The sequence below is a fragment of the Endozoicomonas sp. ALC020 genome, from assembly GCF_049275935.1.
Taxonomy (GTDB): domain Bacteria; phylum Pseudomonadota; class Gammaproteobacteria; order Pseudomonadales; family Endozoicomonadaceae; genus Endozoicomonas_A.
This window is the reverse complement of record NZ_CP184830.1, coordinates 241311-254927: the sequence shown is the minus strand read 5'-3', so window position 1 is coordinate 254927 and position 13617 is coordinate 241311. Positions and strand designations below refer to the sequence as shown.

Sequence of the window (13617 nt, the reverse complement as noted above, 5' to 3'; positions counted from 1 at the left end):
ACTTCTCCGTTGGTTCCGTTACAAATTTTTTGCAAATCACAAAAAACTGTCTTCAGAGCACAGACTGGCGTTCTTTTGCAGGCAGATTCTCATTTAAGCGTGCTACTTTATCGAATGAGCGTAAATTCCGTCGTTTGAAAGGGTGTCAACTTGAATACTGATATTGTACGTAAAGTTTCTGCCTGCTTTGCGGCTCTCGTGGGCCGCACCTGCTGTACTGTTATTTTTCTTGTTCTTGGGATGCCTTCACTCGGGCTTGGGCTGACATTGATTGACAATGTGTTGTTGCGTGAAACCTACCAGTTTGCAAATGAGACCCAATGGTTTGGTGCGCCTGCGGGCATTGCATTATTTGCCAAAAAAAACAATGTGATAGTGGTTGTTATTAATGACAGGGGGCTTTGTCTTGCGTTCCAATGTTCAGAGGATTCTGACCAGTGTGTTGTGCAAACGACGACCCAGATATCACCCAACTCAAGACAACATCGAAGTCTGGTTAAAAATAAAAACTGTTTCTATGTATCCAGCGATTCGGGTCAAGAGGGAGGAAGTATTGGCAGCTTCAGTTGGGAACAGGGGCAGCTGACCACGGGCCCTTTAGTGGCGTTTGCTGGTGTTTCATCTCTAGGGGTGAGCCCGGATGGCAAATGGCTCGCCGCTTGCTCTCTGCTCATGGGTGAGTTGCGGGTTTATCAGCAGGAAAAAAACTGTCAAACGGGATCATTCCAACGCTTTGGTGGACAAAGTCACTATCTTTTTCGCCAGGGCTGCTCCTCTGCCAGTTTCAATAAGGACAGCACGCAATTGTGTGTCAGTTGGGCGTTTGACAACCAGATAGCCTGCTTTGAGCAATTGGCTGAAGACTGGCGGCCTGTCACCATACTGACACCGGCTATTGGTGAGGTTGTTATTGACCAACCTGTAGGGGCTATCTTCGCAGATGCATACTTGTTGCTTATCCATAGGGGTGGAGAGATAGTTTTATGCCCTCCTGAGGTTGTTAATCAATTCATTGGCACTGGTCCTGCTCACTATTCCTATCAGGCCCTTGGTTGTCGACTGTATTCCCATCAATGCCAAACCGCTACCGGCAAGCAGGCAACGACCCAACAGGTTTGCTCGTTAAGTGCGTGTGAGAATGCCATTTTTTCATCGGACGGGGAAGGCGTCGAGAATACCATCGAGTCAAGCTGGCCAGACTTGGGAAAACTGGATGAAATCCGGCAATACGACAATAATACTTTTTTGATTGCTGGCGAGCGGGGCTTGCACGTTGTTCGGTTTGACAATGGTAGCCTCTGTTATCAAACAACTCTGACCAGTCGCCAAGGAAGTGACGGTTGGCCAGGAAACCGAATTACCTTTGACTTCAGCAGTGGCCTGCTGGTGTTCGGCAATCGCTTTGATCGTTCCGTCCATCTCCTGAGGATTCATCAAGCGGGTCTGCCCCTTGAATCGTCTTCACCATTACTTGTCGCTTCGATGGTGCCGCTTCTTACCACGTTGTTTAACGCTGTTGCTATTTTGCGATGTTGGTGACTCACTTTCTGTTGCAAAACGATGATGGCTCGTTATCCGTTTTTGTAGGGCGGGGAATACCTCGTATGCCGAACCTGGGATTCCCACATTGCTTATTGACTTAGTCCATAGGTGAGCCAGGATCATCAGTATCACGGCCCCTTTCGATAGAACTGCTTGCAGGGAAATCGCTAAGGGGTTTTTTATTGCCTTAAAATCAGGCACCACATGAGATCAGTGCTCTTTTGTTTTGTTATTTTTGATATCAACACCAAAGTATTTAAAATAAATTTGCAGTCCTCGTTGGTTAGGATATGTGTTTCCAGGACCCTTCGGTATTCTGAGAGCATGATGTGGAATAGTTGGCTCCCCATATCCATATGCGCGATCTACAGAGGCATCTGCAGTGGTCGTATTTGTAGCTTCAGGGTCATCTGCAGTGGTCGTATTTGTAGCTTCAGAGGCATCTGCAGTGGTTGTATTCATAACTTCAAGAGGATCTGCAGAAGTCGTATTCATAACATCAGGGGCATCTGCAGTAGTCGTATCTATAACTTCAGGAGCATCTGCAGTGGTCATATCTATAACTTCAGGGGCAGGCCAAGACAGGGATAAGCTTAAACTGGAGCCTGTATCACCTGGTGCCGGGTGCACCAGCGTTTGGGTTAATCCATTTGATTCAGGATCAAAGTGAACCATTAAACCGGCTGGCGGAGCTGGTTGATCATTGCTTTCAGGGCGATCAGAGATATTTTCTGTTTTATCGTCGGATGGATCTTCTTGATTGAGTTCATAGTTTCTCATCCTTGATCTGTAACATTTAATCAGGCCGTAACCACCCAGGCCTGCTACGCCCAATGCTGGCAACACACCAGCGAACACCCGTTTCAGTAATCGGGAGGTGTAATCAGCTGGTTTTACGCTGACCACTGTTCGTATTTGACTGAACTGCTTGTGTGGGTTAGTTGCTGTTACCGTCAGGGGCCATCTTTCTGAGAGTGCCCAACCACCGCTCTTTTTACTCAAAGGGGTATCACTCTCTGGGTTGACCACTAAACTTTTGTTTTGCCAAATGAATGGGCAATTGCCTTCATGGCCTTCACAGTCAACCCTGACGATTAATTGAGAATAATCCTCGTTGTCTGACTGATTAGGGTCCGTCACATTCATAAGCCCTACTACGAACTGGTTATTTTCCATATTGGATTCATCGTAGTCATATTCGGGAGGATCCTGCCATTCTGCGAATAAAGGGGGAGAGATGAGTTTCAGGGTATGGAGGCTACCTCGTCTGCCAATCACGGCTATTTTTCTGCCATCCGGGCTGGTGGCTATGCTGGTGAGTGCCTGAGGCACGTTTCGAAGGCCAATAAGTTGAGCCTCCTGAGTTTCCCACTGATCTTCCTTGTTTAAAACCACCAGATGAACGAACCGGTCGGTAGAGGCAATAAAGGCGGTGATGGAGTCACGGGGTAGTCTGGCAATGGTTACATCGTGCACTCCAAACCAGCTGTCAACTTTCTCAAGATCTTCCGGGTTGGAGACTGATTGCATCAGATGCAATTGTCCCTGGTCGTATCGAAAAATCAGCAGGGTTTGGGTTTCGGCAGCGACTACTGCAAGGAACTGTCCATCCGGTGACAGTGTCATACTAACAATGTCTTTCAGAGCCGGAATGTCTGAAGATGAAGCGAGAGTGCGATTCCGCCATTGATTCTCCTGCCAGTCTTTGTCCACTTTAATCAGCGAGCTCATTATGGCTATACCATTGTTGCCTTCCTGTATGTCATTCAGAGCTGCAATGTATGTCAGGTTTGACTGTGGCACAGGAACCACAGAGCCTGCTTTTTGAGCCAGGTATTCGGCTGACGGCTCGCTGAAGAGAGAGTCTTGCTCGGGAGGTGAAGTGGCAAGAACATCTGACCATTTTTGAACAACGTTAAGGTTATTGAAATCAACTAAAAAGCGAGATCTGGAATCAGTAGCATTATTAACAGTCAGCAGAATATGGGAAGTGTTATAGAACGAAACAGAACCCTCATAGATATTCAAGGTTTCCTCCCTGGCAGCCAGCCCGCTGGAATTCATTAATAGCAGGCGATGTTGCCGGGTTTCTTCCGCTGCAGCGGAGCTGGCAATCCATGCAACAGCAATGAACATAAGAGCAAAGATGGGGAAAGACGCCTTTGTTCTTATATTTTCAGATCTCATAATTAAAAACACTAGAGGGTCAGCGCAGACTTGATTCGTATCGCGGTCTTTTCGATAGATACGACGAGTTCGGTAGTTCATAGGCAATGCCCCCCTTAATCATGTCATCAGCCAGAAAATAAAACACATCGGCTGGCAAATTAAACCCTGTTGTACTGTAATCAATCACCAATAAGGTTGCCGTAATATCCGGATTACATAGCATCAGGCAAAGGTTCCTGGCCCTCGGGAATGATAGCAGAGATTCATATCAACCTGAGTAACTCATAAAAATAAGCCTATTGCCGTATATATTTTGTCTTATTCAGCATGGCAATCCCTATCACGAAAACGTAAAAGGGCTATCGCAAAGGGTTTTCAAAAATGTCTGGTAAGAATGCTAAACGTCCTCAAGTATCAGAGCCTGATTTCAGCCAGTTTCTGGAAATGGCCGACAACGGGCTTTCCCTGGAAGATCGCAAAACGTTTCATTACCGCAAGTTAATGGAGAGTTATAGTGTTTTCGATGCCATCCAGGAGAAAAATTCCGCTAAAGGCTGGCTGGCTGCCAGCCAGATAGAAACCTGGGCGAAGGAGTACCTGCAGCAGGAACCCTTTAAGAAAGACTGGGTAGCCTCAGTGTTATCTCCCGTTCAGGCTTTTCTCAACCGCACCCTTGAAGAACCCCCCAAAACCATTCACCTGTTATTGCTCCAGCCACTGGACAGGGTTGGCCTGGATTATTTGAAAGCCTGGATCAGGGCTAACCCCGATTATCAAATCCATCTCTGGCAGGACTACAGGGTTTCTCTGGCTTCTCTGATGCGAAAATACATCATAGAGTGGGCGCACGCCGATGTTGCCAATGCCCGGGACCTTGAGCCATTTGCCGGACAACTGATCCGTCGAATAATCGATACCCAGCGCCGTGCCGTCAGTCATGTTCTCAATAGTTTCAATAAGGGGGCTTCCATTGACCGGGCAGTGCAGAATTTTCTGGTTTCCTATACCAATGCTTCTGCCAAAGAACTGGCCGCTGAGAAGGCGCGTTTTAATCAGCAGATTCTCTATGCCAGGGAAGAGTTGAGCCGGTTAAGTGACCATGGGAATCAGGCGCACCGGGTTAACGTTCGGGATATTGCGTCACTGTGGCCAGAAGGGAACATTCTGACCAGTGATTACTTCAATGAGCTGCTGCGAGGAAATATTAACGGAGCGGAAAATCTGGCCCGTTTTCAGATCCTGTTCAGTGCGGGTGGCTTTATTGTCAGGCCAGATAGCCTGCCCGGCATCAATCGGGATTGGTTAACGGGGATTGAACTGGATGGCCTGCCAGAGGAAATGCTGGAAGCCGGTATTGTCCAGGCGATTCTGGAGAGCCATCCGGACGACTTCCCTCACCGCCTGGACAAACTCCGGCAACCGCTTCGCAGTGGCTACATTGACAGCCTCAAGCTGCTGGATGATCTCAGGCCGGGGGTTCGTCAGCAACTGCTGGCGGCAGCCAGAGAGACCCGGCAACCCTTTCGGTCAATTAACCAGACGGGTTTGATTCCCGGTACTGTTCAGGCCGGACAATCCCGTGGGCGTCTGTCCGCCAGCATGATGGCCGCCGGTAAGGAGTCGCCTGTCGCACAACGGGTGTTGGCTTTGATGGTAAAAAGGTACCGGTTTTTAGACAATGCCCTGGGGGGAGCTGAACCCTACAACTGGCAGGAGACCCGACGGTTTTATTTCAGCCAGCTGGATGCGGCGAAGGATCAGGGTTTTCCCCTGCATCTGGCCCGCATTGGTACTTACCGGTTGGGACTGCTGCGCGGGGATGAAAGCCTTAACCTGTTTCTCAATGGCGATGAGTTGCTCAGGGAGGCGATGACCGACTACATTCAATCGCTGGGCGAACAGCCCGTGCCCCCGGAGCAGCACCCGATAGGGAAACAGCTGGCCAGCTGGGGGACTTTGTCCACCGAAGAACACCTGGCTCTGGCGGTAGATCCACAGCAAAACAGCCTGTCATTTCATCTTGAAAAGAACAACAGCAAGCTGAAGCAATATGTTCTTCCCCTGGGTCAGGATGACGACATTCAGGCCATCGCCGGATTCCTCCATCGCAGTTACCCTCAGGCGACACAGCGGCTGTCAGCGCTTTCCCCGGATGCTGATCATGCCCTGGATTTTTTTACTGAGCCGCCATCATCTGGGCTGTTGGTTTTGGTTGGCCGATTGACAGCAGATGGTCGTTTATCAGGCTTTTCCGGGTCAGACCTGGCGGCCGGTCTTGCCAGCCAATGGCTGCGTCAGTCAAGCCACCGAATAAAGATCTACTGTCTTGCCGATCCCGCATTGGGTAATGAGCGCATTGTCGGATTTTTCCGGGAGGTGCTGGCCGCCCTGCCAGAAGGGCAGGCGAGATTGAATACTCTGGAAGTGGCCCGGGAGCTGACCCAGATTGATGATCTTGGCCAGCCCTGGGTCGCTGCTGTTGATGATCGTGGAAAGTTGCTATGGCAGCAGGGGAATGGACAGCACTGGGCCTGTTACAGAACCCCCGGGGGGCACTGGAAAATCCAGTCCTCAGATTTTGCCCCGGGAGAAACGGAAGTTCTTCCACGCAATGATATTTCCCGAGCCATTGACCTCACCAGAGAGCATTATCATAGGGTTTTGCGTGAGCTTGGATATGATAATGAAAGCGGTTATGTATTCAGTAAGTTGATAAACAAAGGCAAACTGACTATTCAGTTGCTGCTGGATACCGTGACGGCAGATCGCAGCAGCCAGTCTGAGTACTTTTTATCATCCAGGGACATTCGCCAGATCGAAAGGGACGTCAATCTGGCATTTACCCAATTGCTCGGTTTTTCAGGTTTACCTGATGACATGACTGACCGTTTTACGGTGCTGGTGTCTCTGAGTCCCTGGGTAAAAAATGGACTCTATTTTACCAACGAGGGGGTCAAGCTGGTTCTGGGTGGCAGCTTCCTGGACTCTGATCTTTCCCCGTTTCAGTCCACCGCTCTGGCAGAACTGGCTCCAGCCAGCGACCGGGGTAGCTTGATTCTCCTTCATTATTTGTCCATGGTCATTTATGAGCGACTGCAACCGGAGGCGTTCTGGAAGGATTTCAGCATCTTTCACCGCGATGCAACAGGTTGTCAGCCGCTTGGGGAGTTGACGCCTGCTCCCGACACTATTATGGATGACACTCAGGCTGTGTCGCCGCTGGCACGTCAATCCAGACTCCATTTTGTTACTAAGGATGACACTAAGGCTGTGTCGCCGCTGGCACGCCAATCCAGACTCCATTTTGTTGCGGAGTCACTGGCGGCTCTTATACAAAACCAGATTTTACCTCGGGCTTCATTCTCAGCTCTGAATACGCTGCTTTACCGACAACTCCCCGGCAATGACTTAGCAGGCGATCGTCGTCTTTTTCTGTACCAGGGTTGGAGCCATCGCTTTCAAGTGATTGCCACGGCCATCAAACAGCAACAGGAAATCGCCGATTTACAAATCAGTCAGGCGAAGGCTGAAGGTTGGAATCACAGCGGCGAGCGCGAAGTTCTGGTGAATGCTTCAGGCCAATGGTTTCAGTTGACCCGCACCCGATATTTCACCCTGCTCCAGGATTACCCGACGGGTGCCATCCTTGAATTCTCACGCCATGACCCGATAGCCGAGAGTCTCCGGCAAAGTGACAGACAGCGTCGCGCGCCCCAGGAGCCGGAACCGTCGGAAGTACGTCCGGTCTCCCTGGAGCAGTGGGCGGGAAAGCTGATCCAGGGTGACCAGGCTTTTGCAGCTTCTGGTGTACCGCAAGCCCTTTGGGAAGGATTCAGGGAAATTGCCCGGAAAAACCAGGCACTGATTGCCATCAGGCCCATTAATCCAGATGCCTCCGACCTGCTCAATCATGGTCTGGGTGACGGTATCAAAATTGCCACAAAAGGTTTAAGTGTCAAGGGCAAAAGTGCGGACTGGGGAATACAGGCGGGATTGATTCCCTTCGATTCCGCTTTGTCCAAGGTCTTTGGCAAAGGCGGTCTGGAACATCGGTCGCAGATCGAAAAGGGGGACTACCAGAATGTCCATTCAACCCACTTGCCGGGCATGGCCGCCGTTCAGCTGCAACTGGACTGGAGCGCCATTGAGCGTCGGCTGGAACAGGGCAAGCTGGGTTCGCTGACGCCACTGGAGGATGGCAGTTATCTGGCAACGGTAACTCGTTCCATTGAATCCAGTGATGGCAGAGCCGGTGAGCGCCCGGTGGTGTTTCAGTATCGTTTGACCCGGCAGTCCAATGACCTCTGGAAAGTCGAGTATAAAAGTGAAGACTATGGCATTGGGCATCCGGAATATAATGCTTTCCGTCCCCTGATGGTCATGGCTGAAGTCAATGACGATGGCTCCCGTCGATTGTTTACGGCAGACATTGACCTGTTTGCCCTGTTCAAGCGGTTGGACACATCTTCAAGCGACCTTATGACTGGCGTGAGGGAAGAGGCGGATCGAATTGGGCGGTTATCATCAGCGAACAAGGGCGCGGGTCAGTTTTCCAGCGAACTGGCCAGGGCTCGCTGGCTGTCTGCCTATCGTCGTGTTACCGAAGCATTGGGTACGCGTGAGCGACGCAGGTTTGATCCCGATAAGGGAACCTTGACTCATTTTCAGGAAAACATCATTGACCAGATCAATGAAGCGGCGGCGAAAAAGGGGTTGCCTAAAGTCTGTCACCATGGCACAGAACAGGACAACATCAAATACCCCGAGCGGGATGACAAAATTTTATTTATTGATCCTGAAGGTCGGGTTTATCAAACGGATACCTTTGAACAGGTGTCAAGTATCGAGAAGTACTACGATGTTGTGGATGGCTTCCTGACCTATCGAAATCGTTCATACAAGCGTATTGATGAAACACCAACGGAGATCAGTAACAGGCTGGGAGCCGGCAGCCGGATTAGTTTTCGTGAACGGTTTAGTCTGGCCCCGCTGTTGCAAATCCTTGAGTCGGGACAGCTCAATGAACCTGAGCGCCCAGCTATTCCAGACAAGGCTCCGGTGTTAATCATAGGAGAGGAAGAACTTTCCTATCAGAAGTTTGGTGCAGGTTATCTGACAGAAAAAATTCCGGGAGGACTGGGTATCCTTTTGTATCTGGAAGAGAGATTTGACCTTCCTGCCCGATATATCGCCGTGGAGTTTGATATTGCCGAGTATGACAGGGGGGTTCGAAATAACGATTTTCCCGCTTCACGGCTTCAGGATGATATCAGCAAAGTAACCGACTTGTTTTTGAAAGGGCGGTTAAATGACCAGCTCAGGGAATTGGGCAAAACCGCAAAAAGTATCCGCTATACCAGTGAGGAACAGGTTCGTGTCCTGGTTCATCCGGATAAACCTCTGTTTGAGAGTCATGTCGTTATCCCCGAAGGCGGCAAACCGGTTATTGAAATAGGTACAAAGGGTATTGAGAGCATACCCGATTCAACGCTTCGGGAAGCCGTTTCCGGTTTGTTTGGTTCGGCGCTGTTAAGGTCTATCCAGTTAGCAGGCAAAGATGATCTGGGGCCGGCAGGGAATATCTGGAAATACAGCAATAGCCAGTTAATGAGCCTGGGTCTCTACTATGGGTTGGATGAGAGCTTCAGGCTGGCCCCTCTGTATAATCTTCCCGACGCATCGCTTTATAGTGATTTAGTCGCCAAGGGACCAGACTATATCAGAATCCGGTCCGAACCTCATTCCGATATGTTTCGGGCGGTAAGAGCCGTTTATCAGTCTGGAAGGCTGCATGCAAGGATTGAACACATTCATAAAAATCAGGCTCGGTATTCACCGCTTGAGTTGTCTGATTTTGCCGGAGCGATTTCTGATTACTATGACACCATCAAATCACCGGATGACCAAAAGACATTCAGGCTGGCTCTGGGTGTCTATCGTGTCAGATGGCTGGAATCCCTGGATAAAACCAGAGCTAAATTCAAACGCCTTGACGTTGATGCTAAGCAGGATATTGCCCTCATCAAAAATCGGGCGGTCAGTAAACTGGAAGACGTGGCCGGGAAGTTGCAGCATGATGTGCGTCACTCTCTGATCATTGACCCGGCCCTTCTTGCTGGTCTTCCGGTGTCGTCAATGGAAAAGTACCAGGACGTCATTTTGCGGCAGGCAAAGAAAGAGGTTGATTTAGGCAAAGTCATCCACAAAAAATCCAACAGGGTAGAGCAGGCCCTGCAGAAGATCTATCAAACGCTTGAGAAAGAGGATGCCATTCATATAGCTCGGGAAAGAATGACCCGGCTGTTATCTGAATACATATTAAAGGACGATAATATTGTACCCAGCCTGATGAAAATAGGGCTTCAGAAAAATACCGTTGGTCTCAAAAAACTCTTCGACACCCTGGTGCTTAAATACGGAAATATCTTCAAAGAAACGCTCGGCTTTACCATGCCATCATTAACCCTTGAAATAGATCTTTCAGGTAATGAGGGCAAAGCAAAACCCGTTTACCATGACGGAAAGATAACCTGGTTTAGCCGCAACAAGGCCAGTAATCAAAAAGAACAGCTGGAGGCTAACAAGGCATTTTTGAATGCCATTGCTGACGGTCTGTCGCAACATGCACAACACACCCTGTCAACTCAATGGCGTGACCAGATCCCGGAAAAATTAAATATTCAGGGCGGGGTAAGAGTATTCAAGGCCGGAAATCAACTTTATGCGGTGGCTTCGACGGATAAGAGTCCTCAGCAACCGTCGGGTGACGAGTCGGTTGACTTGACCGGCAAAGGCAGTCAACCACCGCTGGCATTGTCTATCAGAAACCCTGAGTCCGGGCACTCTTTTTTAATACGACAGTTGCCGGAAGGTTTTTTGAAAGCTGTTCGCCCGCAAGCGGTACGGGATATCACCGCTTCACGCCCCTTAGCCATGGGGATCACTGATGTCCAGACTGAGCGAATCAGTGCGGACCTGAAGGATATTTTTCAGTCTCTGGATCATCGTTCTGACCAGAGTGGGTTGCTGGTTCGGGATTACAGGAATCTCCATGAGCTTCCCGGAACTGCTCGAATACCCGGCCAGCCGGATGAGAACGACTATACCGGCCTTTATCCTTTCAGAAGGTTGAGCCAGGATGTGGATGGTCTGGGTAATCTGGTTGTCGTCTGGGTTTCACCGGAATACCAGAAAGCTGTCGTTGATTCCGGCGGCAATGTCAGGGACGAACTGAAAAAGCTGAATACCCTGGCCAGCCGTTTTGCGGATTGTCCGGAGCCTTTTCGGCAATACTCCCGGCTGCTGTCTGCTGCTACTGATCCTAGCAAACCAGTCACTCTGGCTGAGCTGGTCCAGTCGGGATTGATGGCAGGCGACTCGCACCGTGAAGCGAAGATAGCAATCCCTCAGGAAGCAAGGCAGCTGATTGTCCTGCAGCACTCAAGCCAGAGTAGTGAAAACCAGAGTAGTGGAAAACCACTCAATCAGGCGGTGCCCTTTGACCGGCAAGCTGCCGATGATCGTCAGGGGTCACTCAGTATTATTCACGTTGACCCCGGTTATGCCAGTGAGAGGGGCATGACCGACAACTGGTTGTCACAACATACCCGGCTGTTCTCTGAATGGACGGCTTCAGCTTTCCAGGTCGCAGGCAAGTCATCGGCTTTTCCAGAGCAACGGCGAGCAGAACAGCAGGCGCTGATCAGAAAAACGCTGGGTTTCCAGGCATTGAACCGCAAACCTTTGTCATCAGACCTGTTGCCTGTGCCCAAAACAAGTGCCCGGGGTGTCCAGTGGTTTGAGGATGTTATTCAGGGAATTTCCCTGACCAGCGAACCGGGGGAGGGTTACCAGCGGCTGCTCACGGCTGCGGTCGATACTGGCGAAACCACGAACATCCGCTTCGGATTAAAAGCTGAACCGGGTGATAACGGAGGGAAAATTATTCTGGTCGTTCCGGCCAGCCAAGTGGCTGATAAGGGCTACCAGCAGGCCAGACAGCTGCTACTCAGCAGTTTTCGCACTATAAGACTGAAGCCGTATAAATCCCTAAGCAGGGTGATTTCCGATTACAACCAGAAGCTGAAAGAGGCAACAGGGAATGATCAGTCTCCCTACCGGCTGGGAAATATCATTGGCACCGACATCGCTATACAACCTTATGAATGGCATCCGCTCAGTTATGTTCCGACCAGCTATGTAGAAACCCGTTATGAAAACCTGGCCGATTTATTTTCGGTTCTTGGCCGATTGAACACGTCATTAATACAACAGGATCTGTTGTTAAGAGCAAAAACCATTGCGACAGGATTGGCTCGTGACATCAGTGGCAAGACGCCGGGCCGTTCCCTCACTGCCTTTTTAATGCACTTTTTACTGACTGAGTACTATTTCACTCTGGAAAAAGTAAGCCCCAGAACGGATGGCCTTGGGCTTATGGTGTCGCCTACCGATGCCTTGGTGTCAGTTTTGCCAGAGAGCGATATCGAGACGATTAAAAGCTATTTGGACAAGGGAAAGCTGACGGATCTTACCGGGCAACTGTCAAAGGCGTTGGATGAACTCTCTCTGGGTCGCTTTGATCAACTGCCTGCCGGGCATTCAGTAAGGCGGAATTTTGATACGGCGGTTGCTGAGGTGTTTGACCATGCCCTCAGTCTCAGGTACCGGGATGGAAAGGTGCTCCCTGCCTTTCAGCTGGCCGTTACCCATACCGGTAGCCCCTGGCAGCCGGTGACGCCGGGAAGCGCGGAACTGGTGCTTCACAGAATGATGCCCCAGACATCGCGGCAGCCAGTCATTGGGGCTACCGCTTCGTCCGCCAATATATTGATGCAGTTTTGGGGTGAGGGCAGTCCGTTAAATCAACGCTCTGGCACCGGGATTTTGCCTGACGACTTACTGCCACAACTTTCTGCCCTGAAGGAGGGTATCAAACCGGGAAGTGGGCCGGATCAGAACCGGCTGTTTCTTGAGCAGGTTGACCGAACCTATAAGCAGCTTGCGGAATCAAAAGAAAGTTTTAGTGTTGAGCTGAGCAATGTGATTTCAGGGCTTGACCAGGAGAGCCTGGAAAGCCTGGGCAGAGAACTGCTGAGAGTGGTCAGCGCTGACCAGGACGGGGTGAATAATCGTCCGGGGATGAAAAAGCTGGCTCACAGAATGGTAAAACCCCTTGCCAAGTTTGTTGTCGGGCAACGGGCTGGCAACAGGGTGACCAGGGAATCGCTGGAACCCTTAGCCCGCCTGATGGAGCTGTCTGGTTCGCGGAGCCTGACGGTTAAGTCACAGGATAACTTAACCGTCAACAGGGTTGTTCTGCGCACAGACCTGCCACTGGGTACCATTGACTTTGCGCGGGGGGCACCAGGCCAGCCTGACACGCTGGGAATCGGGGCCCTTGACCGGTTTGGCATCAAGCCCGGAGGTGGCTACCTCATTGAGCCATCACAGGGCACCCCCTCCAGCGTCCTTGTTACGGGCAGTGCTGACGATGCCATGGTATTCCCGAAAACGCGGATTACCTGGGATTCGGGTATTTATAAAGAAAAGGCTATTTCCCCGGGGTGGTCCGGTTCGTTACAGGACGATATCAGCGCCCTGATTAAATTGAATGGTCCCGGGGAGCTGGGTGGAAAACGTCGCCTGGCCCAGTATCTGGCCCATGAGCACAGGATTGACTTAACCACTGGTCGGAACATTGAGATCGTTCTGCGCCCGGATCTGAAGCTGGAGCAAAGCCAGATTATTGCCCCGGCTGCTGACCGCCCAGGGGAGCCTCCGGTGATCGTGCGACTGGGGATGGCAGACAGAAAGCAGTTAACTGAAAAAAAGGTATTTGGCAGCACCGTCAGCCGCTTGTTCGGGTTGGCCGCCACTCATAGTTCAAAACTCGCGACGCTACCT

The 13617-nt window shown here is 50.6% G+C and carries 3 protein-coding genes (1 of these 3 cut by a window edge); 2 read left to right on the top strand and 1 reads right to left on the bottom strand.

The window, feature by feature from the left end; all coding sequences use genetic code 11:
- Positions 1 to 150 precede the first annotated feature (150 nt).
- Positions 151 to 1539, top strand: coding sequence for a hypothetical protein (locus ACOJUO_RS00915; RefSeq protein WP_422138678.1), 1389 nt, complete (start codon positions 151 to 153; stop codon positions 1537 to 1539).
- Between the two features lie 213 nt (positions 1540 to 1752).
- On the opposite strand, the gene ACOJUO_RS00910 is transcribed toward ACOJUO_RS00915, so the two are convergent.
- Complete coding sequence (locus ACOJUO_RS00910; protein ID WP_422138677.1) at positions 1753 to 3810, bottom strand: hypothetical protein; 2058 nt, start codon at positions 3808 to 3810, stop codon at positions 1753 to 1755.
- A 282-nt stretch (positions 3811 to 4092) separates the two neighbouring features.
- Here ACOJUO_RS00910 and ACOJUO_RS00905 point away from each other — a divergent pair, with 282 nt between their 5' ends.
- A protein-coding gene (locus ACOJUO_RS00905; protein ID WP_422138676.1) for an anthrax toxin-like adenylyl cyclase domain-containing protein crosses the window boundary here: on the top strand, positions 4093 to 13617 show its 5' portion. Its footprint extends 20376 nt past the window's final position; 9525 of the gene's 29901 nt are visible here — the first part of the coding sequence; its start codon is at positions 4093 to 4095; the stop codon falls past the right edge of the window.